This window comes from Ancylobacter sp. VNQ12, from assembly GCF_049445835.1.
GTDB lineage: Bacteria > Pseudomonadota > Alphaproteobacteria > Rhizobiales > Xanthobacteraceae > Ancylobacter.
In genome coordinates this window covers 15,872-38,743 of sequence record NZ_JBMSDU010000007.1, presented here as the reverse complement: position 1 = coordinate 38,743, position 22,872 = coordinate 15,872, and the positions used below count along the sequence as shown (strand labels likewise).

The 22,872-nt window shown below is 67.7% G+C and carries 20 protein-coding genes and 1 riboswitch; of the genes, 12 read left to right on the top strand and 8 right to left on the bottom strand.

The genetic code is table 11. The features are described from left to right. Nucleotides 1-3: 3 nt before the first annotated feature. Together ACO2RV_RS11805 and ACO2RV_RS11800 are read right to left on the bottom strand one after the other, a co-directional pair. A complete protein-coding gene (locus ACO2RV_RS11805) occupies nt 4-1,698 on the bottom strand; it encodes a cisplatin damage response ATP-dependent DNA ligase (protein WP_423293094.1) in 1,695 nt (564 codons plus the stop codon). Beyond that, entirely contained in the window at nt 1,695-2,744 is a 1,050-nt protein-coding gene (locus ACO2RV_RS11800) for a ligase-associated DNA damage response exonuclease (protein ID WP_423293092.1), read from the bottom strand. The genes ACO2RV_RS11805 and ACO2RV_RS11800 overlap by 4 nt, the downstream gene beginning before the upstream one ends. A gap of 49 nt (nt 2,745-2,793) precedes the next feature. Between ACO2RV_RS11800 and ACO2RV_RS11795 the strand changes: the two genes are divergently transcribed. The 6 genes from ACO2RV_RS11795 (at nt 2,794) to ACO2RV_RS11770 (ending at nt 8,318) form a co-directional block, all read left to right on the top strand. After that, complete coding sequence (locus ACO2RV_RS11795; protein ID WP_423293090.1) at nt 2,794-3,744, top strand: methyltransferase domain-containing protein; 951 nt, start codon at nt 2,794-2,796, stop codon at nt 3,742-3,744. Between the two features lie 215 nt (nt 3,745-3,959). Next, nucleotides 3,960-5,168: a pyridoxal phosphate-dependent aminotransferase gene (locus tag ACO2RV_RS11790; RefSeq protein ID WP_423293088.1), complete on the top strand. Its 1,209-nt coding sequence runs from the start codon at nt 3,960-3,962 to the stop codon at nt 5,166-5,168. A 105-nt stretch (nt 5,169-5,273) separates the two neighbouring features. Continuing rightward, nucleotides 5,274-6,428, top strand: a complete 1,155-nt coding sequence (locus tag ACO2RV_RS11785) for a PAS domain-containing sensor histidine kinase (protein WP_423293086.1) — start codon at nt 5,274-5,276, stop codon at nt 6,426-6,428. A gap of 11 nt (nt 6,429-6,439) precedes the next feature. Beyond that, nucleotides 6,440-7,057 carry a response regulator transcription factor gene (locus ACO2RV_RS11780; RefSeq protein ID WP_423293084.1) on the top strand — a complete coding sequence of 206 codons (618 nt, stop codon included), beginning with the start codon at nt 6,440-6,442 and terminating at the stop codon, nt 7,055-7,057. A gap of 92 nt (nt 7,058-7,149) precedes the next feature. Then, a complete protein-coding gene (locus tag ACO2RV_RS11775) occupies nt 7,150-7,503 on the top strand; it encodes a response regulator (protein WP_423293428.1) in 354 nt (117 codons plus the stop codon). A gap of 173 nt (nt 7,504-7,676) precedes the next feature. Continuing rightward, nucleotides 7,677-8,318 carry a Crp/Fnr family transcriptional regulator gene (locus ACO2RV_RS11770; RefSeq protein WP_423293082.1) on the top strand — a complete coding sequence of 214 codons (642 nt, stop codon included), beginning with the start codon at nt 7,677-7,679 and terminating at the stop codon, nt 8,316-8,318. An 88-nt stretch (nt 8,319-8,406) separates the two neighbouring features. Here ACO2RV_RS11770 and hemN read toward each other — a convergent pair whose 3' ends face one another. Beyond that, nucleotides 8,407-9,726, bottom strand: a complete 1,320-nt coding sequence (gene hemN, locus ACO2RV_RS11765; protein ID WP_423293080.1) for an oxygen-independent coproporphyrinogen III oxidase — start codon at nt 9,724-9,726, stop codon at nt 8,407-8,409. Nucleotides 9,727-9,833: 107 nt separating this feature from the next. On the opposite strand from hemN, the gene ACO2RV_RS11760 reads away from it, so the two are divergent. Next, nucleotides 9,834-10,955, top strand: a complete 1,122-nt coding sequence (locus tag ACO2RV_RS11760; RefSeq protein WP_423293078.1) for an AbrB family transcriptional regulator — start codon at nt 9,834-9,836, stop codon at nt 10,953-10,955. 39 nt (nt 10,956-10,994) lie between these two features. On the opposite strand, the gene hemA is transcribed toward ACO2RV_RS11760, so the two are convergent. The 4 genes from hemA to upp all read right to left on the bottom strand — a co-directional run bounded on the left by hemA (nt 10,995) and on the right by upp (nt 15,190). After that, nucleotides 10,995-12,221: a 5-aminolevulinate synthase gene (gene hemA, locus ACO2RV_RS11755; protein ID WP_423293426.1), complete on the bottom strand. Its 1,227-nt coding sequence runs from the start codon at nt 12,219-12,221 to the stop codon at nt 10,995-10,997. A gap of 125 nt (nt 12,222-12,346) precedes the next feature. Next, nucleotides 12,347-12,859 carry a hypothetical protein gene (locus ACO2RV_RS11750; protein WP_423293076.1) on the bottom strand — a complete coding sequence of 171 codons (513 nt, stop codon included), beginning with the start codon at nt 12,857-12,859 and terminating at the stop codon, nt 12,347-12,349. A 146-nt stretch (nt 12,860-13,005) separates the two neighbouring features. After that, nucleotides 13,006-14,211: an agmatinase family protein gene (locus ACO2RV_RS11745; RefSeq protein ID WP_423293074.1), complete on the bottom strand. Its 1,206-nt coding sequence runs from the start codon at nt 14,209-14,211 to the stop codon at nt 13,006-13,008. Nucleotides 14,212-14,309: 98 nt separating this feature from the next. Next, nucleotides 14,310-14,419: riboswitch (guanidine-I (ykkC/yxkD leader) on the bottom strand. Nucleotides 14,420-14,509: 90 nt separating this feature from the next. After that, a complete protein-coding gene (gene upp / locus ACO2RV_RS11740; RefSeq protein ID WP_423293072.1) occupies nt 14,510-15,190 on the bottom strand; it encodes a uracil phosphoribosyltransferase in 681 nt (226 codons plus the stop codon). A gap of 211 nt (nt 15,191-15,401) precedes the next feature. Here upp and ACO2RV_RS11735 point away from each other — a divergent pair, with 211 nt between their 5' ends. Further along, a complete protein-coding gene (locus ACO2RV_RS11735; RefSeq protein ID WP_423293070.1) occupies nt 15,402-16,670 on the top strand; it encodes a GTP cyclohydrolase II in 1,269 nt (422 codons plus the stop codon). Nucleotides 16,671-16,824: 154 nt separating this feature from the next. Continuing rightward, nucleotides 16,825-18,054, top strand: coding sequence for a URC4/urg3 family protein (locus tag ACO2RV_RS11730; protein WP_423293068.1), 1,230 nt, complete (start codon nt 16,825-16,827; stop codon nt 18,052-18,054). Between the two features lie 59 nt (nt 18,055-18,113). Here the strand turns inward: ACO2RV_RS11730 and ACO2RV_RS11725 are convergent, their stop codons facing one another. After that, nucleotides 18,114-19,076 (bottom strand): Bug family tripartite tricarboxylate transporter substrate binding protein, encoded by a 963-nt coding sequence (locus ACO2RV_RS11725; protein WP_423293066.1) that lies wholly within the window; start codon nt 19,074-19,076, stop codon nt 18,114-18,116. Between the two features lie 401 nt (nt 19,077-19,477). Between ACO2RV_RS11725 and ACO2RV_RS11720 the strand changes: the two genes are divergently transcribed. The 3 genes from ACO2RV_RS11720 to ACO2RV_RS11710 all read left to right on the top strand — a co-directional run bounded on the left by ACO2RV_RS11720 (nt 19,478) and on the right by ACO2RV_RS11710 (nt 22,869). Next, complete coding sequence (locus tag ACO2RV_RS11720) at nt 19,478-20,572, top strand: ABC transporter ATP-binding protein (RefSeq protein ID WP_423293064.1); 1,095 nt, start codon at nt 19,478-19,480, stop codon at nt 20,570-20,572. Nucleotides 20,573-20,627: 55 nt separating this feature from the next. Next, nucleotides 20,628-21,950, top strand: a complete 1,323-nt coding sequence (locus ACO2RV_RS11715; RefSeq protein ID WP_423293062.1) for an ABC transporter substrate-binding protein — start codon at nt 20,628-20,630, stop codon at nt 21,948-21,950. Between the two features lie 67 nt (nt 21,951-22,017). Next, nucleotides 22,018-22,869 (top strand): ABC transporter permease, encoded by an 852-nt coding sequence (locus ACO2RV_RS11710; RefSeq protein WP_423293424.1) that lies wholly within the window; start codon nt 22,018-22,020, stop codon nt 22,867-22,869. The last annotated feature ends 3 nt before the right edge of the window (nt 22,870-22,872 follow it).

Genomic DNA, 22,872 nt, shown 5'->3' with positions numbered 1-22,872 from the left:
GACTCAACCTCTCTCGGCAGACGACGGCTGCTTCCCTAGCACGGGCGAGGGGCGGCGGGGAGCATGCGCGTCATCACCGATCATCTTCTCCAGCGTCTCCAGCCGGTCGGCCTCGCCGGGCGGCTTGTCCCAGCGCAGGCGGGCGATGCGGGGGAAGCGCATGGCAAGGCCCGAGCGGTGGCGGGTGGAGCGGGCCAGCCCCTCGAAGGCGACTTCCAGCACCAGTCCCTCACTCGCGGTGTGGACCACCTCGCGCACGGGACCGAAGCGGTTGATGGTATTGCGGCGCACGAAGCGGTCGATCTCGATCAGCTCGGCGTCGGTGAAGCCGAAATAGGCTTTCCCGACCGGCACCAGTTCCCCCTCATCCGTCCACACCCCGAAGGTGTAGTCGGAGTAGAAGGAGGAGCGCTTGCCGTGACCGCGCTGGGCATACATCAGCACGGCGTCGAGGCTGTGCGGGTCGCGCTTCCACTTCCACCACGGCCCCTTCGGCCGGCCGGGCGAATAGGCGCTGTCCGCGCGCTTGAGCATGACCCCCTCCACCGCCTCGGCATCGTCGACGGCGCCATGAGCGGCCGGGTCGGCGCGGGCCTGCGCCAGCTCGTCCCAGCTGGTGAAGGGCACCAGCGGGGAGAGGTCGAGGCGCCCGTCGGCGGGATGGGCGGCGATCAGCGCTTCCAGCCTTGTCCGGCGCGTCTCGAAGGGCAGGTCGCGCAGGTCCTCGCCAGCTTCCACGAGCAGGTCGTAGGCGCGGATATGGGCGGGGAACTCGGCGATCAGCTTGGGTGAGACCGCCTTCCGGTTCAGCCTCTGTTGCAGCACGTTGAAGGACTGAACGCGTCCCTCGCGCAGGATCAGGAGCTCGCCGTCGACTACGCCGTCAAAGGCGAGCGCCTCGGCAAGATCAGGAAAGGCGGCGGAAATGTCCTCGCCGGTGCGGCTGTAGAGCCGTGTAACGTGATGCCCGTCGGGCGCGGACGCGCGCACCGCCTGGATGCGGATGCCGTCCCATTTCCATTCGGCGCGGAAATGCGCGGGGTCGAGGGCCTCGAAATCCGCATCCTCGATGGGGTGGGACAGCATGACGGGGCGGAACGGTGCCGGATCGTCCGTCTCCGGGCGTGGGCCGGTTCCCTGCGCCCAGGCGAACAGTTCCTCATAGGGTGGGGTGAGGCCGGGCCACACCAGCTCGATCTCGTCGGGCGTGCGTTCCCCCAGCGCCGCCACCGCCGTCTTGGCGAGCCGCGCCGAGACGCCGATGCGCAACCCGCCGGTGATGAGCTTCAAGAGCGCCCAGCGCCCGGTCTCGTCCAGCCGGTCGAGCAGCGAGGCCAGCACGGCGGGCAGTTCCGCGCGGCCCATATGGGTGAAGGCATGAACGATGGCGGAAAGCGGCGGCGGCTCGGTGTCGTTCAGCCCGTGCGGCGCCGGCCACATCAGCGCGACGGTCTCGGAGAGGTCGCCGACATAGTCATAGGAGAGCGCGAACAGCACCGGGTCGGTACGCTCGGAAATCAGCTGGCGGATCAGCCCCGGCTTGGCGTTGCGGAACGACAGCGCGCCGGTCAGCGCGGCCAGCGCGAAGCCGCGTTCGGGGTCGGGCGCGTGGCGGAAATAATCGGCGATGAGCGCGATCTTGCCGTTGCGGCGCGGCTCATAGGCGAGGCGGTCGAGCAGGGCGGCGAAGCGGTTCATGGCTGCGTCCCTTCGGGGGCCGCATCGGGCGCCGCCACGCTTTCCGCCTCCTCCTCGCCATAGCCGACCATGTGCAGCGGCCTGGCGCGCAGGCCGGCCAGCTGCGCCCAGTGCACCAGCGCGTCCTCTTGGCCGTGGGTGACCCAGAGTTCCTCGCAGCCAGTGGCGAGGATGGCGGCCTGCAGATCGTCCCAGTCGGCATGGTCAGAGATGATCAGCGGCAGCTCGACGCCGTGCTGGCGCGCGCGGGCGCGGATGCGCATCCAGCCGGAGGCGAAGGCGGTGACGGGGTCGGGGAAACGGCGCGACCATACATCGCTCATCGCGCTCGGCGGGCAGATGACCACCGTGCCGGCGAGTTCGGCCGGCTTCACGTCGCGGGCAAGGCGTATGTCGCCGAGCGCGATGCCCTGCGACTGGTAGTAGTCGGTCAGCCGCTCCATCGCGCCATGGATCAGGATCGGCCGCTCGTGCCCGGCGGCGCGCAAAAGCGCCATCACCCGCTGTGCCTTGCCGAGCGCATAGGCGCCGACGAGATGCGCCCGTTCGGGAAACAGCGCGAGCGACGAGGTGAGTTTGGCGATTTCGGAAGCGGGATCGGGATGGCGGAACACCGGCAGGCCGAAGGTCGCCTCCGAGATGAAGACGTGGCACGGCACCGGCGCGAAGGGCGCGGCGGTCGGGTCGTCGCCGGGCTTGTAGTCGCCCGAGGCGACGATGGTGCAGCCCTTCCAGTCGAGGGCGATCTGCGCGCTGCCGAGGATATGGCCGGCGGGATGGAAGGTGACGCCGACGCCGTTCACCTCGACGCGCGCGCCATAGGCGGCCGCCTGCGTCGAGCCGGCGAAGCCCTCGCCATAGCGGATCGCCATGATGTCGAGCGTCTGGCGGGTCGCCAGCACCGTGCCGTGGCCCGCGCGCGCATGGTCGGAATGGCCATGCGTCACCAGCGCGCGGGGAACCGGGCGGGTGGGATCGATGAAGAAATCGCCGGCGGGCGAATAAAGCCCCTGCGGCGTGGAGTGGAGAAGTTCTTCCGGGCGCATTGCGGAACATATATAGGGCGGCCCTGTCCATTTTTCGCGAGCCCCCCGCATGAGCCCCGCCCGGCTGATCCTTTCCTCCGGCGACCCCACGGTCGATCGCCGGATCGAGTGGGCGCGCGCGCTGATGGCGGAGGGCAATGCGCCCGATGCCGCCGCGCTTCTCGTCGAGGCGGTGGAGCGCGCCGGGCATTATGCGCCCGGCTGGTTCCTGCTCGGCGGGGCGCGCGAGGCGGCGGGCGATCTCGCGGGGGCCATCGAGGCCTATGGGCACGCGCTCGATCTCGACCCCACCGACACGCTTGGCGCGGGTCTGCACATCGTCCGCCTCGGCGGTACGCTGCCGGAGGCAGGCGGCGCCGGAACGGGTTTCGGCATGAGCGAAGCCTATGTGCGCACGCTGTTCGACCAGTATGCCGACCGCTTCGATGCGGCCCTTGCCCGGCTCGGCTATCGCGGACCGGAGCTGATCGACGCGGCACTGGCGGAAGCGTGCCATGCACTCTCCCGTCCCTATGCCTTCGGTCGGGGCCTCGATCTCGGCTGCGGCACCGGACTGGTCGCCTTGAGGCTGGCCGACCACGTCGGGGGCCTGGACGGCGTCGACCTCTCGCCCAACATGATCGCGCTCGCCCTGCGGCGTGGCGTCTATGAGCGGGCGGTGGCGGGCGAGATGGTCGCCTTCCTCAAGGGGCGCACGGGAGAGGATGTCGACCTGATCTTCGCCGGCGACGCCTTCTGCTATCTCGACGACCTCGGCCCGATCCTCGGCGAATCCCGCCGCGTGCTGGAGCCGGGCGGGCTCATCGCCTTCACCGTGGAGACGCATGACGGCGAGGGAATCCGGTTGCGCGACACGCTGCGCTTCGCCCATGCGGAAGCCTATGTGCGTGCCGCGCTCGAGGCGGCCGGGCTGGAGCTGGTATCGCTCACCGCGCAGTCGACTCGCCGCGAGAAGGACCAGCCGGTGCCCGGTCTCGTCGTGGTGGCGGCGAAGGGCTAGGATCGGCCCATGTTGCGCGCCGTGTTTCGCGCGGAGCGATCTTCGTGAAAATGCGGCCTCGACGCAGGCAATGCGCGGATCGCGCGGCTGGCGGGCTCCGCCGCTGCCCATAAGGCTCGTCAATGTCGGCATGACGTCTTTTCATGAGCGCCGGCGTGGATGTGGGTTATGTTCATATCTTCCCTGTAGTCCCATATCCTCGCCACGAGCCCTTCATGCCCTCTTCCGCCGCTCCCCTGCTGTCGTCGCCCTCGCTGCTCGATCATGTCCGCCCGCAGGCGCTCACCTTGCCCGAGAGCGGCATCGTCGAGGTGTTCAACTATGGGCGCGGGCGCGAGGGGCTGATCCCGCTCTGGGCCGGTGAGGGCGATCTGCCCACGCCTTCCTTCATCGCCGAGGCGGCGACGCGCTCGCTGGCGGCAGGCGAGACCTTCTACACCTGGCAGCGCGGCATTCCCGAGCTGCGCGCGGCCATCGCCCGCTACATGAGCCGGCTCTACGGTGTGGCCGAGGATCCCGAGCGCTATTTCGTCACCGGCTCCGGGATGCACGCCGTGCAGGTCGCGCTGGCGCTGACCGTGTCGGCGGGCGAGGAAATCATCGTGCCCTCGCCGGAGTGGCCGAACATTGCCGCCGGCGCCGAGGCGGCCGGGGCGCGGCCGGTCTATGTGCCGTTCTCCTTCGATGAGACGCGGGGCTTCTGGCTGGACCTCGACCAGCTGGAGAGCGCGGTGACGCCGCGCACGCGCGCCATCTTCATCAATTCGCCGGCCAACCCGACCGGCTTCGTCGCCTCGCACGACACGCTGCGCGGCGTGCTCGACATCGCCCGCCGCCACGGTCTGTGGATCATCGCCGACGAGATTTATGGCCGCTTCTTCTACGAGGCCGGTGAGGGCGGGCTCGCGCCCTCCTTCCACGACGTCATGGAGCCGGAGGACCGCATCCTTTTCGTGCAGACCTTCTCGAAGAACTGGGCGATGACCGGCTGGCGGATGGGTTGGATCGAGGCGCATCCCGCGCTGGGCGATGTGATCGAGAACCTCATCCAGTATTCCAATTCGGGCGTCGCCGCCTTCATGCAGCGTGCCGGAGTCGCGGCGCTGGAACGCGGCGAGAGCTTCGTGGTGCACCAGATCGAGCGGGCGCGGCGCGGGCGCGAGATCGTCGCACAGGGGCTCGCCGGCTCGAACCGGGTGCGCTTCGCTCCGCCGCCCGGCGCCTTCTACATGTTCTTCGGTGTGGAGGGGGAGGACGACACGCGCCAGCTGGCCTTGAAGCTGGTCGACGAGGCCAATATCGGCCTTGCCCCCGGCACCGCCTTCGGGCCGGGCGGCGAGGCCTATATCCGCCTGTGCTTCGCGCGCGGCGAGGCGCAGATCATGGAGGCGACCGACCGGCTGGTGAGCTGGCTGAAGAAGTGAGTCGGCCGGCTGCGCCCAGCATCTTCCCCAAGTGCAAACCCCAAGCTACGGGGATTCACGTAATGGCCTGTTGCGGTGGGCCGGTAGGGGGAGCACACTGAAATCATGCGCGAACTGACTTCGTCTCACGAGGCGGACCACCCGCCGACGGTATCCGAAGCCCGGCTTCTGTCGGTGCTGGATACCGCCGCCGACGGCATCATCGTCATCGACGAACACGCGCGCATCCTGATCTTCAACAAGGCCTGCGAGCAGATGTTCGGCATCCGCGCCGCCGAGGCGGTGGGGAAGAACGTCAAGATCGTGATGCCGATGGAATATGCCGTCGAACATGACGAATATGTCGGCAGCTACATCCGCACCGGTGTGAAGAAGATCATCGGCATCGGCCGCGAGGTGCGCGGTCGCCATGCCGACGGCACGATCTTCCCGCTGGAGCTTTCCGTCGGCGAGGCGGCAACGCCGGAGGGGCGCCAGTTCATCGGCATCCTGCGCGACCTGCGCCCGCGCAAGGAGAGCGAGCAGAGGCTCGCCGACCTGCAGAGCGAACTCGTCCATCTCGCCCGCGTCTCGGCCATCGACGAGATGGGCGCGGCCATCGCGCATGAGCTGAACCAGCCGCTCACCGCGCTTATCCTCTATCTGCAGGCGATCCGCCGCGCCCACCAGAAGGGTATCGACATCAACAAGGTGGTGGGCGACATCCTCGACAAGGCGGCCGGCGAGGCCGAGCGCGCGGGTCACATCATCCAGCGCATGCGTCAGTTCGTCGAGAAGCGCGAGCCGGAACGCCATGTGCGCGACATCAACCCGCTGGTCGACGATGCGATCGAGCTCACCTTGCTCGGCCAGAGTCACCGTATCCGCGTCGATCGCGAGCCGGGCGGTGAGTTGCCGCATGTCTCGGTCGATCCGGTGCAGGTGCAGCAGATCATCGTGAACCTCGTGCGCAACGCCATCGAGGCGGCGTCGGGCACGGCCGATCCCGCGATCCGCGTCAGCACGCGGATGAAGGACGGCAACGTGGTGATCGAGGTCGAGGATAACGGGCCGGGCATCGCGCCGCAGGCGCTGCCCAAGCTGTTCGAGGCGTTCGCTAGTTCAAAACGTCGCGGCATGGGGCTCGGGCTTGCGATTTCTCGGACGATCGCACAGAACCACGGGGGCGATCTGCTGGTCGATCCCGGCGGCAATGGCAAGGGTGCGTGCTTCGCGCTCGTGCTGCCTGTTGCGTCGCCGGTGCCGGCCGAGTTCGGGTGAGGGAGCGTAATATGGCGCAGATGGGCGAAGTCTTCATCGTGGACGACGATTCGGCGGTGCGCGACGCGCTATCGCTCGTGTTGAGCCTGGAAGGCTACCATGTGCGCGGCTTTTCCGACGGTGCGGCCTTCCTCTCGGTCGCCCGCAATCATGTGCCGGCCTGCATCGTGCTGGACGTCCACATGCCGGGCCGTTCCGGGCTCGACATTTTGAAGGAATTGGAAGCGGACCGTTATCCGGCGCCGATCTTCGTCATCTCCGGCCAGGGAGATATTCCGATGGCGGTGGACGCCATCCGCCATGGCGCGCTGGACTTCATCGAGAAACCGTTCGATGCCGATACCGTCGTCGAGCGGGTGCGCGACGCCATCGACGCCCATAATCGCCGCAGTGCCGCCGAGCCGGGCGACCTGCTTACCGCCCATTTCCCCGGCCACGACCTGCTGACGCCGCGCGAGCGCGAAGTGCTTGTGCAGATCGCCTCCGGCGCCTCCAACAAGGAGGCGGGGCGCGTGCTCGGCATTTCGCCGCGCACCATCGAGGTGCATCGCGCCCGCATCATGGAAAAGCTCGGTGCCAAGAACGCCGCCGACCTGGTGCGAATCGTACTTAAAGACATGCGTGCCTGACATAGGCGGCGACGCAACCCACGCGGGCTACGCATCCCTACGAATTGCTACGGCGGGCTTGCTTGACCAGTTTCGAGGCGTCAAGCGGGAGAATGCCGGTGCGAGTTCATGTGGTGGAGGATGATGCGGGCGTGAGCGATTCACTCAGCCTCATCCTCGCGAATCTTGGTCACAACGTAATCTCCTATCCGGACGCCGAGAGCCTGTTCCGGTCAACGCCGCCAGACGGGGGGGACACGGTCATCGTCGACCTCAGCCTGCCGGGCATTTCCGGTGCCCAGGTGGTGCGCTGGCTGCTGAAGCTGGCAGCGGTGCCGCGGGTCGTGGTCATTACCGGCCAGTCGCAGAGCGCGATCGAACACCAGTTGCGCGGCCTCAAGCCGACCATGCTGGTGCGCAAGCCGCTCGACGTCGAGACGCTGGCGCAGGCCATCCCGCTGGATTAGCGCCACGTCCCCTTACGCGGATCACTGCAAGGCCGGGGTCGCGTCCCGGCCTTTTCCTTTTCGGATCAAGGCTTTCGTGCGGCCCTTCCGGAAAGTCCCTTACGCAGCCCCCCGAACTGTCGGCGCGACCGTCGCCCTCTATGGTTGAGGTAGATCAATTCGCGGAGGGCAAGATGCGCCAGATCATCGACGAACGCACCGGCAGCTATTCGCGTCAGCCGACGATGGGCGAGGCGCACGCGTCCAACATGCGCATCGCCGCCCATGTCACCGTGCTGCACGAAGGCGATCCCGCCCGGCGCATCATGGAAGTGGTGGACGGCGCGGTGATGCTGACCAAGCTGCTGCCGGACGGCCGGCGCCAGGTGGTCGAACTGCTCGGTCCCGGCGACGTGTTCGGCCTCGCCTCCTGCGATGCCTATGCCTGCTCGGCCGAGACGCTCACCGCGGCGACCATCACCACGCATGACCGCAGTGCGCTGGAGCGAGACCCGGTGCTCGCCGCCCGCCTGCTCCGCCGCTTCGAGGCGCAGCTTTGCGCGATGCACTCCCACGCTTTGGTGCTCGGGCGTATGTCGGCGCTGGAGCGCGTCGCCTTCTTCCTCATGCGGCTGGTGCCGGAGGGTATGGTCGGCGGCACGCTGCGCCTTTCCATGACCCGGCAGGAGATCGCCGACTTCCTCGGCCTGACGCTGGAGACGGTGAGCCGCGCCTTTTCCGAGCTGAAGCGCCGGGGGCTCGTTGCCCTGCTGCGGGCGGATGAGGTGAAGATCCACGACCGCGGCACCATGCGCCGCCTCGCCGGCGCCGCCTGAGCTGGCGAACTGCGTCTCCAGCGTCCCTCCCCGAAGGCCTTGACGCCCCGCTTCGCCGCGGGGCGTTTTTCTTTGTCGGCGCGGAAGATCAGACGGCGACGGAGTGGCGCGTCGTGCCGGCCTGCAGGCGGGCGTCGAGCGCGGCGGCGGCCAGGCGCACGAAGGGCCGTCCGTCCGGCGTCATCTCGATGTGGCGCCCCTCGATGCGCAGCAGGCCGTCCTGCATCAGCGTGGCAAGACGGGGAGCCGCCTCGGCCAGCGTCGCCGGATCGAGGTCGACCGCCAGATCGCACATCAGCCGCTCGATGAGGGCGCCGCGCTTGATGTCGTCACGGGTGAAGGCGATGCCGCGCACGGTGGAGAAGTTCCCCTGATCGATGGCGCGGATATGCGAGGCCGAATCGGGTGCGTTCTGGGTAAAGCCCTGCGGGAAGCGGCTGATGGCGGAAGCGCCCAGCCCGATCAGCGCGTCGGCCCGGTCGACCGTATAGCCCTGGAAGTTGCGATGCAGCTGGCCTGCCGCCGCCGCGATGGCCATGGGATCGTCGGGCCGGGCGAAATGGTCGAGGCCGATGGCAACGTACCCGCTGGCGACCAGCGTTTCGCGGGCGGCTTCCGACTGGTCTAGCCGCTCGGCGGCGCCCGGCAGCGCCTTCTGGTCGATCAGGCGCTGATTGGGCCGCACCCATGGCACATGGGCATAGCCGAACAGCGCGAGGCGTTCCGGCTCGAGCAGCGTGGCGAGCTTGGCGGTGCGGCGCACGTCGCGCTCGGTCTGGTGCGGCAGGCCGTACATGAGATCGAGATTGACGGCGGCCACGCCGGCCTCGCGCACCAGCTTGACCGCCTGTTCGACCGTGCCGAAGGGCTGCACGCGGCCGATGGCCGACTGCACATGGGCGCTGAAATCCTGCACGCCGAAGCTCACGCGGTCGACCCCGATGGCGGCAAGCGCATCGGCCAGAGGCTCGTCGGTCTCGCGCGGATCGAGTTCGATCGAGTGCTCGGCGAGCGGCCCGACGTCGAAGCCGGCGGCGATCCGCCCATAGAGGCGCTTCAGCGCCTCCGGCCCGATCAGGCTCGGCGTACCCCCACCCCAGGCGATGTGCGTGACAGGGCGTTCGCCAGCGCGGGCGGCGACGAGGTCGATCTCCTTCTCCAGCCGCGCGACATAGGCCGCCACGGGCGCAGGACGCCGCGTCGCCTTGGTGGTGCAGCCGCAATAGAAGCAGAGCGAGGGGCAGAACGGCACATGCAGATAGAGCGAGAGCGTCGCCTTCCTGTCCAGTTCGGATAGCCATGCGCAATGCTGCGCAGGTCCGATCTCGGCGATGAAGTGGGGCGCCGTCGGATAGGAAGTGTAACGCGGCACGGCGCGTTCGGCATGAAAGAGTGCTGAGCTATGCATGCGAACTGTTTGACGCGGGGCGGCAATCGTCGCATTGATCCGCCGCAAACCTACGTGTTGCACCGCATCCCCGTGCAGCCTGATTCCCGCCATCCACGTCCCGCTTCATGCCGCTTCCCCCGTCGTTGACGCGCCGCCTTCCTTCGATCCGCAGCCTCGGCTGGTGGCTGGCGACGCTTGTGCTGGGCGCGGCGGGCGGCGGGGTGTTCGCCTGGCTCGGCATGCCGGCGGGATGGCTGTCCGGCGCGCTGGTCGTCACCGCGCTTGCCGCCCTGTGCGGCGCGCCGATCGGCGTCGAGCCGCATCTGCGGCTCGCGACCTATGTCGTGCTGGGCACGTCGATGGGTTCCGCCATAACGCCGGACACGCTTCATGGCGTGACGACCTGGCCGGTGACGATGGCGGTGTTGATCGTCTCGGTGCCGGTGATGATGATCGCCGTCGTCGCCTATCTCGAGAAATTCGCCGGCTGGGACCGGCGCAGCGCCTTCTTCGCCGCCGCCCCCGGCGCGCTGTCGACCGTGCTGATCATGGCGGAAAGCTCGGGCGCGGATACGCGCCGCGTGGTCTTCGGCCAGTCGCTTCGGCTGTTCGTGCTGGTGGCGCTCCTGCCGGCCGCGCTCGGCGGCCTGGGACATGAGCCGGCCGGCGTGCTGCCGATCAATCCGGTGGTGCCGGACCTGCAGAGCTTCGCGCTGTCGCTTGGCGTCGGCATCGCCGGCGCGGCGCTGGCGGAACTGGTGCGCTTTCCCGGCGGCTCGATGGTCGGGGCGATGCTGGCCAGCGGGTTGGTGCATGGGCTCGGCCTGATCGAAGGGCGGCTGCCGGACATTTTCCTGATCGCCGGCTTCGTAGTGCTCGGCGCCAATATGGGGAGCCGGTTCGCGGGCACCCGCGTCGACACGCTGCTGCGCTTCCTCGTCGATGCGACCGTGGCGCTGCTGATCGCCATTGCCGTGGCCGTGCTTTTCGCCGTCATCGGCGCCTGGGCTTCCGGCGAGCCGGTGACCAAGGTGCTGGTCGCCTATGTGCCGGGCGCGCTGGAGGCGATGACCATCATGGCCTTCGTGCTGGGGCTCGATCCGGCCTTCGTGGCCGCGCACCACCTGATGCGTTTCGTCGGGCTGGCGCTGCTGATCCCGGTGATCGCGCGCATCTTCTTCCCGCCGCCGACGAGCGCGCAGACGTCCTCTCCGGCGGAGATTGACCAGACCGAACCGAAGGATTGAAGGCCCGTTCGGGCCGGTCCGTGCCGGGAGCGTGCGGGCCTATTCGGCGGCTTCGGCGCGCGCGACGAAAGGCAGGCCGAGGCGGCTCCACACATCGGTCAGCGCCGCGGCAAGCGCGGCCACCAGCGCGTCGTCATGGAACGGGCCGGGCGTGATGCGCAGCCGCTCCGTGCCACGCGGCACGGTGGGATAGTTGATCGGCTGGATATAGATGCCGTGCTCGGCCAGCAGCATATCGCTCGCCGCCTTGCAGGCTTCCGCATCGCCGACCATGACCGGCACGATGTGCGTCTCGGTGACGAGTTGCGGCAGGCCAGCGCGGTCGAGCGCGGCCTTCACCTTGGAGACCTGGGCCTGCTGGCGGGCGCGCTCGGCGCCGGAATTCTTGAGGTGCCGCACCGAGGCGGCGGCCGCCGCCGCGATGGCCGGGGGCAGGGCAGTGGTGAAGATGAAGCCGGGCGCATAGGAGCGCACCGCGTCGATGACCGCGCGCTTGGCAGCGATGTAGCCGCCGACCACGCCGAATGCCTTGCCGAGCGTGCCTTCGATCACGTCGACGCGGGCCATGACGCCGTCGCGCTCGGCAAGGCCGCCGCCGCGCGGGCCATACATGCCGACCGCGTGCACCTCGTCGAGATAGGTCATGGCGCCGTAACGCTTGGCAAGGTCGCAGATCGCGCCGATGGGGGCGACGTCGCCATCCATCGAATAGACGCTCTCGAACACGACGAGCTTGGGCCGATCGCCGGCCGCCCGGAGCAGTTCCTCGAGATGGGCGAGGTCGTTGTGGCGGAACACCTGCTTGTCGCGGCCCGCCTGGCGCACGCCCTCGATCATCGAATTATGGTTCAGCGCATCGGACAGGATGAGACAGTCCGGGATGAGGCGCGCCAGCGTCGAGATGCCGGTCTGGTTGGAGACGTAGCCGGAGGTGAAGACCAGCGCGGCGTCCTTGCCATGCAGGTCGGCGAGTTCGTTCTCCAGCTCGACGATGGCGTGGCTGTTGCCCGAGATGTTGCGGGTGCCGCCGGCGCCAGCGCCGGCCTGCCGGGCGGTGGCGCACATGGCCTCCACCACCGTCTCGTGGCAACCCATGCCGAGATAGTCGTTGGAGCACCAGATGACGATGTCGCGCTCACCCTGCGGCGAGTGCCAGACCGCGTGCGGGAACCGCGCCGTGTCGCGCTCGATCTCGGCAAAGGTGCGGTAGCGCTGCTCGTTCTTGAGCGTGTCGACAGCGTTCTGGAAGAAGCTCACATAGTCCATGGACATCCACTCCGGCCCCTAGGCGCGGGGCTCGTTGACGGCACCATGAACTTTGGAGACGTTCCGATCAACCCGCGAAAGCACGGACGCGGCGATCGGGCGCGCCTATCGGAAAGGCTGGTGCCTCACGTCTCCGCGAGGGTGCGCACCTCAGCCAGCGTCAGCGGCAGGGTGGCGCGGCCGTCGAAATAGACGAAGCGCAGCTGCCGCCGCCGCGACGACATGGCTGCCGGCAGCGGATCGTAGCGGAAGCTGGCGCCGCCAAGATGCGGCATGACCGAGCCGACATCGGTGGTCTCGCTGGTCTCGACGCGCAGCAGGCTGACGCGCACGCCGTCCTGCGTCACCGCGTCGAACGGTACGCGGGCCAGGCGCAGGAAGCTGGTCGGGTCGCTGGCGGTACCGAAGCTCTCGACGAAAGCCTTCTCCACCAGGTCGAGATCGGGCTCGACATGCAGGTGCTCGCTCTCCTCCGGCGGCTCGGGCAGATGCGGGGTCTGCCATTGCGCCGACCGACGCGGGCCGTGGCCGTGATTATGGCCGGCCCGCTCGTGCTCATGCGCGTGATCATGGCCATTGGCATGGGAATGGCCGCCGGCGCCATGGTCGTGATGGTGGTGGTCGTGGCCGCGATGCATGGCCGTTCCTTTATCCCGTCATCCCGGACGCAGCGCCCGGGACGGGCGCGGAGATCCGGGATCGTGCGCCGAAGAGGCGCGCCTTTTCTGAGAGCGATCCCGGATCGGCCCTGCGGGCCGTCCGGGATGACGATAGTGGGATCGGTTCAGAAGCTCACCGGCTTGTCGATCATGTGCTTGTGGCTGCCGAGCTTGCCATGCGCGACCATGGAGCCGAGCGCTTCCACCACGACGCGGGTGCCGAACAGGGCGGTGATGTCGGAGGTGTCGTAGGGCGGGGAGACCTCCACCACCTCCAGTCCGCACAGGCCCTCGGCGGCGACGAGGCCGAGAATCTTCAGCGCCTCGCGCGGCAGGAAGCCGCCCGGCTCGGGCCAGCCGGTGCCGGGCACGAAGCCGCAATCGATGCTGTCCACGTCGAACGAGATGTAGACCGCGTCGGCGTCCTTCCAGGCGAGTTCGAGCGCGATCTCGGCGGTCTTCTCCAACCCGATCTTCTCGATGTCGTCGATGGTCAGAACGTTGGTGCCGCGCTTGCGCGCCTCCTGCACGCCGTAGCGCGGCACCTGCCAGCCGCCGATGCCGAGCTGAACGAGGTTCTTCGGCGAGACGTTCGGCAGGTTGGTCGCCCAGTACCAGGGCGTGGTGTGCATGCGCTCGTCGAGATCCTTTTCCTGGATGTCGATATGGCGGTCGAAATGAATGATGCCGATGCGCTTGGAGGTGCACTCGGCGATGCCGCGCACGCAGGGAAAGCCGATCGAGTGGTCGCCGCCGAGCATGACGGGGAGCGCGCCGGAGGAGAAGACGTGGCTGACGCCCTTGGAGATCTGGTCGAAGCTCTTTTCCAGATTGGCCGGAATGGTGAACACGTCGCCGGCGTCGCACAGCGTCATCTGCTCGCGCAGGTCGATGCCGAGTTCGTAATTATAGGGCGTGTACAGCGCGGAGATGCGGCGGATGCCTTGCGGCCCGAAGCGGGTGCCGGGGCGATAGGTGGTGCCGCTGTCGAACGGGATGCCCATCACCGCGGCATCGTACTTGCCGACGTCGCGGACATTCTCGACATAGGGCGCCTTGAGGAAGGTGTTGATGCCGGCGAAATGCGGCAGCTCGCCGCGCGCGAAGGTCGGGATCGACTTGTCGTTGATCGAGTCGGCGCCGGGCAGGCCCATGTCGAGCGCCCATTGCTGTTCCTTGCGCCAGCCGCTCTCGGAGAGACCTTCCTCGGCCTCCAGGGCCTTCCAGCCCTGCATGTCCTTCACGTTGAAATTCGGGTGGTGACGGCGCAGGCGCTGGGGGGAAGGTACCACACCGGCAAAGCGGGTAGAGCGGATCGGGGTCGGACGCATCAGGTCTGTCTCCTCACGTGTCGAAACCTGCGACGCGCATTGCAGGGAGACCAACCGGGCGCATGCCGGAGGGTCCACGTCGCAAACGCGTCGCGCGAGCCTCCCGGGCTTTTATCCCGCCGTGCACCCGGCGAATGTCTCGCCGCCGGGCTGTCCCTCTCGGACCAGCCACGCCGAACGCGGCGCCGGAACCCTAGGGACACGCCAAACTAGACGGGCTCCCGGCGGACCGGAAGCCCGGATTGTCGGCAGGTGCCCGCTCGCGGCGCCGAAAGTTTCAGCGCTGGCCGCCTACCGCCTATTTGGTGCCGAAGATGCGATCGCCGGCGTCGCCGATGCCGGGCACGATGTAGCCATGGTCGTTGAGATGGCTGTCCACGGCGGCGGTGTAGACGGTGACGTCCGGATGCGCCTCGTGGAACACTTTCAGCCCTTCCGGCGCGGCGATGAGACAGACGAACTTGATCGACTGGCAGCCCGCCGCCTTCACCTGGTCTACCGCCGCCGCCGCCGAATTGCCGGTCGCCAGCATCGGGTCGAGCACGATGGCGGTGCGCTCGGAAATGTCGCGCGGCAGCTTGAGATAATATTCCACCGCCTGCAGCGAGACCGGATCGCGGTACAGCCCGACATGGCCGACGCGCGCCGCCGGCAGGATTTCCAGCATGCCTTCGAGAATGCCGCCGCCCGCGCGCAGCACGGAAACCAGGCAGAGCTTCTTCCCCGCGAGGATGGGCGCCTGCATGGTGGTGAGCGGCGTCTCGATCTCGATCAGCTCGGTCGGCATGTCGCGCGTCACCTCATAGGCGAGCAGCATGCTGATCTCGCGCAGCAGCAGCCGGAACTCGTTGGCCGGCGTACGCGAACGGCGCATCAAAGTGAGCTTGTGCTGGATCAGCGGGTGATTGACGACGACGGTGTTCGGCGGCAGCGCGCCGGGCGGATGGTCGACGGGCGAAGGGCTAAGGGGAGCATTCATGATCGGCGGACTCGTTCAAACCCTGTTGCGGACCCAGTGACAACTTCCCACAGCGTAGCGGAAAGCGCGATGCTCGATACAAATTTCGGACCAGCCCGTCCGATTTTTTCATCCGGCCGCACGCAGCCTCTTGCGGAAGACGCGAAATAGCGCTCACATTCGTTGCTTCCCTGTGAGCCGGCGATCCGGCCCGACGAGAAGCGAGCTGTCTATGTCCGTCAATGCCAATGCAGGCGGTCGTCCCCGCAACCACATCGTCCTCACCTCCCACGGGGCGCCGACCGGCGTCACCGGCGCCGCGCCGGTGCTGAACTGGGGCGCGCCGAGCCCGGCCGAGCGCGGCCCGGTCGTGGCGACCCTCACCGATCCCAAGCGCCGCAACGCCATCGGCTCGCATGCCGGCGGCTATGCGGTCTATCGCGCGCTGGCCATCGCCGCCGGCGCGCTGCCGGCCGACTTCCGGGCCGATCTCACCAACACCGCCCCGTCCGACACGATCGGCCCGCACCCGCAATGGGGCGATGCCGGCAAGATCGTCTCGCTCGACCCCTATGGCCACATGATCGGCGAAGCCTTCCCCGAAGCGCTCGCCGCCGGGCTCGACGTGCGCCCCAGCATCGCTATCACCCGCGCCCACATCGACATGCCGGAAATCCGCGACGCCATCCGCGCCGGGCGGCTGAAGATCGACGGCGACATCATCGGCCCCAAGGGTGATGTGCGCGTCACCAAGGCGGCGATCGAGCCGGTGTGGTATCTGCCGGGCATCGCCGAACGGTTCGGCGTCTCCGAAGGTGCGCTGCGCCGCGCCCTGTTCGAGCATACCGGCGGCATGTTTCCCGAGCTGGTGACGCGCGGCGACCTCAAGGTGTTCCTGCCGCCCATCGGCGGCATGACGCTCTACATGTTCGGCGAGCCCTCGAAGATCGGCGACGGCGTCACCCCGCTCGCCTGCCGGGTGCATGACGAGTGCAACGGCTCGGACGTGTTCTCCTCCGACATCTGCACTTGCCGGCCCTATCTCGCCCACGGCATCGAGATGTGCGTGGAGATGGCGCAGAAGGGCGGCGTCGGCCTCGTGGTCTACAACCGCAAGGAAGGCCGCGCGCTTGGCGAGGTGACGAAGTTCCTCGTCTACAACGCCCGCAAGCGGCAGGAGGGCGGCGACCTGCCGGAGACCTATTTCAAGCGTACCGAATGCGTCGCCGGCGTGCAGGACATGCGTTTCCAGGAGCTGATGCCCGACGTGTTCCATTGGCTCGGCATCCGCCGCATCGACCGCTTCGCCTCGATGAGCGACATGAAGTTCAACGCGCTGGACCGCGCCGGCATCGAGGTGATCGAGCGCGTGCCGATCCCGGCCGATCTCATCCCGCAGGACGCGCGGGTCGAGATGGAGGCCAAGGTGTCGGCCGGCTATTACGGCGTCGGCTTCGAGAGCCAGTACGACGCCACGCAGGGGCGGGCGCTGGAGGAGTAGCGCTCCCGGTATTCTCCTCACGCCACGTCATCCTGAGGCGCCCGGCGGTAGCCGGGCCTCGAAGGATGGTTATTGCAGAGCCGCCCAGAAACATCCTTCGAGGCCCGCTCCGCTCGCACCTCGGGATGAGGTGACACTGATAGAGAGTATCTTGATGACCCCGCCCGAACTCCTGGCGCTGCGCTCGCCCGCCGCCGTCCGTGCCCGCTCCCATCAGGTGCTGGACCATGTGCTCGCCGGGCACTCGCCGCACTTCACCGTCAATGAGGCGGCGCTGCCCGCTGTGGCGGACTATGTGGCGGAGGTGACGCGGCAGGCCTATCCCACGCTCGACATTCCCTATCACAGCCGCTGGCGCCATTTCGACGCCGGCGGGGTGGAGCGCTGGGCCGCGCTGGCGGCCGGGCTGGAAGGCGTCGATGCCGCCGAGCGCGCGCGCATCATGATCGACCTCGCCGTGGTCAGCGTGCTGCTCGACGCCGGGGCGGGGGATGCCTGGCACTATCGTGAGGAGGCGACCGGCCTCACCATCGGCCGTTCGGAAGGGCTGGCGGTGGCGAGCCTGCGCATGTTCGAGGCCGGCGGCTTTTCCTCCGACCCCGACCAGCCACTGAAGGCCGACGCGTCGGCGCTGATCCGGCTCGATGCGGCAACCCTCGGACGGTTCTTCCAGGTGAGCGAGGACAATCCGCTGGTCGGGCTGGAAGGGCGCGTGGCGTTGCTCAACCGGCTCGGACAGGCGCTGGCCGCCCGGCCGAACCTGTTCGGCGACGGGCAGTTCCGGCCCGGCGGGCTCTATGACGCGCTGATCGGCGTGGCGAAGGTCGGCCGGCTGCCGGCGGCGCGCATTCTTGAGGCGCTGCTCGACGGGCTTTCCACCATCTGGCCGGCTGGCCTCACGATCGACGGGCTGGCGCTCGGCGATGTCGGCCGGCATGCCGCGATCACCGTGCCGGATGCCTCGAACGGACTGGTGCCGTTCCACAAGCTGTCGCAGTGGCTGACCTATTCGCTGCTGGAGCCGTTCGAGGCGGCGGGGCTCGCCATCACCGATCTCGATGCGCTCACCGCCCTGCCGGAATACCGCAATGGCGGGCTCCTGGTCGATCTCGGCCTGATCGTGCCGCGCGCGGCCATCGATCCGGCGCAGAAGCATCCGGTGTCGTCGGAGTTTGTGGTGGAGTGGCGCGCGCTCACCGTGGCGCTAATGGACCGGCTGGCCGATCCGGTGCGCGAGCGGCTCGGGCTGGATCCATGGCAGTTTCCGCTCGCCAAGATGCTGCAAGGCGGCACCTGGACCGCCGGCCGGCGCATCGCGGCGGAGAAGCGCCCGCCCGCCGGCCCGCCGCCCATCGCCATCGATGCCGACGGCACGGTGTTCTGAGGTCCGTGCGCCTGCCCGGCACGAGGCCGGGCAGGACGTTCATGTCGGGGTGAGAGCTCTCAGTCGAGCTGCGCGCCGGATGCCTTCACGATCGGCGCCCATTTGGCGATTTCCTTCTTCACATGCTCGCCCAGCTCGGCCGGCGTTGAGCCGACGGGCGTGGCGCTGAAGTCGGCGAGGCGCGCCTGCACCTTGGGGTCGGTCAGCGCCTTGTTGGCGGCGGCGTTGAGCTTGGCGACCACTTCCGGCGGCGTGCCGGCGGGGGCGAAGATCGCGTTCCAGGTGTAGGTCTCGTAGCCCGGCACCACTTCGGCGATGGCCGGCAGGTCGGGGAAGGACGGCGCGCGCTTGGCCGTCGTCACGCCCAGCGCCCGCAGCTTGCCGCTCTTGATGTGGCCGGAGGAGGAGGGCAGGTTATCGAACATGATCGGCACCTGGCCGGAGATCACGTCGATCAGCGCCGGGCCGGCACCCTGATAGGGGATGTGCTGCATGTCGACGCCGGCGAGGCTCTTGAACAGCTCGCCCGACAGATGCAGCGGCGTGCCGTTGCCGGAAGAGGCGTAGCTGTACTTGCCGGGGTTCGCCTTGAGCAGGGCGATGAGTTCTTCGGTGGTCTTGGCCGGGAATTCCGGGTTCACCACCAGCACGTTCGGCACGATGACCAGCAGCGAGACCGGCGCGAAGCTGGTCACCGGGTCATAGGGCATCTTCTTGTAGAGCACCGGGTTCAGCGCGTGGGTCGCGACCGTGCCCATGAGGATGGTGTAGCCGTCTGGCGTGGCCTTGGCCACCTGCGCGGCGCCGAGATTGCCGCCCGCGCCGCCCTTGTTCTCGACCACGACCGGCTGGCCGAGGCTGGCGGTCATGCTCTCGGCGATCAGGCGGCCGACGAGATCGGTGGAGCCGCCGGCGGCGAAGGGGATGACCAGCGTGATCGGCCGGGTGGGAAATTCCTGCGCCGCGGCGGGCGCGAGGGACAGAAGCGCGGCGGTCGCCGCGGCGAAGATCGTGCGGAGCATGAAGGGCGTCCTCCCGAGGAGTGAATGGTCGCGTGACCGGCGCCAGTGCCGGCCGCGGCATCTTGAACGTGCCTTGTCCCAAGGTGAGGCATTTGCGCCGGCGGCTCAACCGGCTGGGCATTCAACAAAGGGCTAAAGCGCCGGGCTTTACGGCACGATGGCGTCGGCACAGCGGCGCGGAAGGTGGGACAGCCAGATTGGATACGATAACTCTCATTACTGGATACAATTTAATCGCCGGATGCATGCCATGCCCAATTGATGTGCGTCCGGTTCGGTCGCACACTCCTCCGGCAGCGCAACCGAACCCGTGGTGTCGCGGATGGGCCGACGCGCAAGGGTTGGCATAGCGCTTGCGTGAGACATTGCCGGTCCGGCGAGCGGGGAGACGTGGCGGCAAGATGAGCAAGGGCGCCGACATCGAGCTGATTCAGGTCACGAAACGCTACGGCGCGGCGCTGGCCGTCGATGCCGTGTCGTTGAAAATTCCGGCCGGCACCTATTGCTGCCTGCTGGGTCCCTCCGGCTGCGGCAAGACCACGACGCTGCGCATGATCGCCGGGCATGAGAGCATCAGCAAAGGCGATGTGCGCCTCGGCGCGACCGTCGTCACCGACCTGCCGCCGGCCAAGCGCGGCACGGCGATGATGTTCCAGAGCTACGCGCTGTTTCCCCATCTCGACTGCGTCGACAATGTCGCCTTCTCGCTGAAGATGAAGGGCGTCGACAAGCTCACCCGGCGGGCCAAGGCGATGGAGATGCTCAAGCTGGTGCAGCTCGACCATCTCGCCGAGCGGCGTCCGGCGCAATTGTCCGGCGGCCAGCAGCAGCGCGTGGCGCTGGCGCGGGCGCTGATCACCGATCCGCAGGCGCTGTTGCTCGACGAGCCGCTCTCCGCGCTGGACCCCTTCCTCAAGATCAAGGTGCGGCAGGAGCTGAAGAAGCTCCAGCTGCAGCTTGGCATCTCCTTCATCCACGTCACCCACAGCCAGGAAGAGGCGATGGCGCTCTCCGACCTCGTGGTGGTGATGAATGGCGGGCGCATCGAGCAGGCGGCGACGCCGCGCGAGGTGTTCAACCGCCCGGCGACCGCCTTCGTCGCCCGCTTCATGGGCGACCACAACGTCATTGCCGGCCGGGTCTCGCAGGTGAGCGGCGATACCGCGACCTTCGAGGTGCCGGGCGGCGCCTCCTTCCACGCGCCGGGCGCGGCGGGGCTGGAGCCTGGCGCGCCGGTCGAGATCGCCGTGCGCACCGACCGTGTGCGGCTGGCCGACAGCGTGGTGCCCGGCTGCGGGCTCACCGGCCTCGTGCAGAACATCGAGTATCACGGCCAGAAAGTGCAGATCGCCCTCGCCGCGCCGGGTGTCGAGGAGTTCTCCGTGCAGGTGCCGGAGACCGCCTTCTTCGAGGCGCCGCTCAGCATCGGCGACGCCGTGCCGCTCGCCTGGACGTCGCAGGACGTCCACATCCTGCAGCCTTCGCCTTCCGCCTGACACTAGGGACATGACCGCCGGCATCGACTGGCGGCAAAACGATCGGGAGACTTCCATGAGCAAGAAGACCACGGATCGCGCGGGCGGCAAGGCCGCCGCCGCCGAAGTGAAGGCGGGGCTGTCGCGCCGCGGGGTGCTGAAGGGCGCGGCCGCGCTCGGCGGGCTTGCGGTCGGCGGCGGCGCCGTCACCGGCTTTCCCACCGTCTGGGCGCAGAACCCGATCACGCTGCGCCAGTTCGGTACCGGCGTGTCGAACCTCAACGCCATCGCCGAGAAGTGCAAGGCGGACCTCGGCATCACCCTGCAGATGACCGCGCTGGATTCCGACGCGGTGACGCAGCGCGTGGTGACGCAGGCCAACTCCTTCGACATCGCCGACATCGAGTACTGGATCTGCAAGAAGGTCTTTCCGGCCGGCACGCTGCAGCCGATGGACGTCAAGAAGATCAAGTATTACGACCAGATCGTACCGATCTTCACCACCGGCAAGCTCACCCCGGAATCGAAGATCGCCCAGGGTACCGCGCCGAACACCGTCGGCTTCGTGGAAGGCCCGGAATCCAAGGTCTTCGCCAAGGCACCGACCGACTGGATGACGCTGATCCCGACCATCTACAACGCCGACACGCTGGGCATCCGCCCCGATCTGGTCGGCCGTCCGATCAAGAACTGGAAGGACATTCTCGATCCCGCCTTCAAGGGCAAGACCTCGATCCTGAACATCCCGTCCATCGGCATCATGGACGCGGCGATGATCTGCGAGAGCGCCGGCATCATCAAGTACGGCGACAAGGGCAACATGACCAAGGCGGAGATCGACACCACGATCGATTTCCTCATCAAGACCAAGAAGGCCGGCCAGTTCCGCGCCTTCTGGAAGACCTTCGACGAGAGCGTGAACCTCATGGCCTCCGGCGAGGTGGTGATCCAGTCCATGTGGTCGCCGGCGGTGGCGGCGGTGCGCTCGAAGGGCATTCCCTGCGTCTACCAGCCGCTTGAGGAAGGCTATCGCGCCTGGGGCGGCGGCCTCGGCATCGCCAAGCACCTCAAGGGCGCGCAGCTCGACGCGGCCTATGAGTATATCAACTGGTACCTGTCCGGCTGGGTCGGCGCCTATCTCAACCGCCAAGGCTATTACTCGGCCGTGCTCTCCACCGCTGAGAAGAACATGACCCCGGACGAATGGGCGTTCTGGATGCTCGGCCAGCCGGCCAAGGCCGACATCCTCTCGCCCGAGGGCAAGGTGATGTACACGGCCGGCGCGGTGCGCGACGGCGGTTCCTTCAAGGACCGCATGGGCGCGGTCGCCTGCTGGAACTCGGTGATGGACGAGGACCGCTACATGGTCCGCCGCTGGAACGAGTTCATCGCCGCGTGAGGCAATAAAAGCCCTCTCCCCGGCGGGGAGAGGGCTTTGCATGGCCGCTCCGTTCATGGTGCCCAGTATGACGCTCTCCCGCATCGCGCCCTATCTTCAGGCGACGCCGCTGACGCTGATTCTGGCGGCGTTTCTGGTGCTGCCGATCGCCACCATCGTGATGGTGAGCTTCTGGGACTATGATTCGATCCAGATCTTCCCGGCCTTCGTCTTCACCAATTATGAGGAGACGATCACCTCGCCGGTGACGTGGAACACCTATCTCAACACGCTGAAATTCACCGTCATCGTCTGGGCGGTGACGCTGCTGGTCGGCTTCTGGGTGGCTTACTACCTCACCTTCCACATCCGCTCGGCGACGATGCAGATGGTGCTGTTCCTGGTCTGCACCATTCCGTTCCTGACCTCGAACATCATCCGCATGATCTCGTGGATCCCGTTCCTCGGCCGCAACGGGCTCTTGAACCAGACGCTGATGAATATGGGGCTGATCGACCAGCCGCTGGAGTTCCTGCTGTTCTCGGACTTCGCGGTGGTGCTGGCCATGGTGCACCTCTACACACTGTTCATGGTGACGCCGATCTTCAACACGCTGATGCGCATCGACCGGGCGCTGATCGAGGCCGCGCGCGATGCCGGCGCCAATGGCTGGCAGATCCTTCTCAACGTCATCATCCCGCTCGCGAAGCCCGGCATCGCCATCGGCTCGATCTTCGTGGTGACGCTGGTGATGGGCGATTTTATCACCGTGCGCTTCATGTCCGGCGGGCAGTCGGCCTCGGTCGGCCTGATGATGGCGAACCAGATCGCGCTGCTGCAATACCCCGCTGCGGCGGCGAATGCGGTGATCCTCTTGGTCATCGTGCTGCTTCTGGTCGGCGCCATCCTGCGCATCGTCAATATCCGCAAGGAGTTGTGAGCG

Coding starts and splice junctions, on each gene's coding strand:
- ACO2RV_RS11805 (WP_423293094.1), bottom strand. CDS start 1,698: ATGAACCGCTTCGCCGCCCTGCTCGACCGCCTCGCCTATGAGCCGCGC.
- ACO2RV_RS11800 (WP_423293092.1), bottom strand. CDS start 2,744: ATGCGCCCGGAAGAACTTCTCCACTCCACGCCGCAGGGGCTTTATTCG.
- ACO2RV_RS11795 (WP_423293090.1), top strand. CDS start 2,794: ATGAGCCCCGCCCGGCTGATCCTTTCCTCCGGCGACCCCACGGTCGAT.
- ACO2RV_RS11790 (WP_423293088.1), top strand. CDS start 3,960: ATGCCCTCTTCCGCCGCTCCCCTGCTGTCGTCGCCCTCGCTGCTCGAT.
- ACO2RV_RS11785 (WP_423293086.1), top strand. CDS start 5,274: ATGCGCGAACTGACTTCGTCTCACGAGGCGGACCACCCGCCGACGGTA.
- ACO2RV_RS11780 (WP_423293084.1), top strand. CDS start 6,440: ATGGCGCAGATGGGCGAAGTCTTCATCGTGGACGACGATTCGGCGGTG.
- ACO2RV_RS11775 (WP_423293428.1), top strand. CDS start 7,150: ATGCCGGTGCGAGTTCATGTGGTGGAGGATGATGCGGGCGTGAGCGAT.
- ACO2RV_RS11770 (WP_423293082.1), top strand. CDS start 7,677: ATGCGCCAGATCATCGACGAACGCACCGGCAGCTATTCGCGTCAGCCG.
- hemN (WP_423293080.1), bottom strand. CDS start 9,726: ATGCATAGCTCAGCACTCTTTCATGCCGAACGCGCCGTGCCGCGTTAC.
- ACO2RV_RS11760 (WP_423293078.1), top strand. CDS start 9,834: ATGCCGCTTCCCCCGTCGTTGACGCGCCGCCTTCCTTCGATCCGCAGC.
- hemA (WP_423293426.1), bottom strand. CDS start 12,221: ATGGACTATGTGAGCTTCTTCCAGAACGCTGTCGACACGCTCAAGAAC.
- ACO2RV_RS11750 (WP_423293076.1), bottom strand. CDS start 12,859: ATGCATCGCGGCCACGACCACCACCATCACGACCATGGCGCCGGCGGC.
- ACO2RV_RS11745 (WP_423293074.1), bottom strand. CDS start 14,211: ATGCGTCCGACCCCGATCCGCTCTACCCGCTTTGCCGGTGTGGTACCT.
- upp (WP_423293072.1), bottom strand. CDS start 15,190: ATGAATGCTCCCCTTAGCCCTTCGCCCGTCGACCATCCGCCCGGCGCG.
- ACO2RV_RS11735 (WP_423293070.1), top strand. CDS start 15,402: ATGTCCGTCAATGCCAATGCAGGCGGTCGTCCCCGCAACCACATCGTC.
- ACO2RV_RS11730 (WP_423293068.1), top strand. CDS start 16,825: ATGACCCCGCCCGAACTCCTGGCGCTGCGCTCGCCCGCCGCCGTCCGT.
- ACO2RV_RS11725 (WP_423293066.1), bottom strand. CDS start 19,076: ATGCTCCGCACGATCTTCGCCGCGGCGACCGCCGCGCTTCTGTCCCTC.
- ACO2RV_RS11720 (WP_423293064.1), top strand. CDS start 19,478: ATGAGCAAGGGCGCCGACATCGAGCTGATTCAGGTCACGAAACGCTAC.
- ACO2RV_RS11715 (WP_423293062.1), top strand. CDS start 20,628: ATGAGCAAGAAGACCACGGATCGCGCGGGCGGCAAGGCCGCCGCCGCC.
- ACO2RV_RS11710 (WP_423293424.1), top strand. CDS start 22,018: ATGACGCTCTCCCGCATCGCGCCCTATCTTCAGGCGACGCCGCTGACG.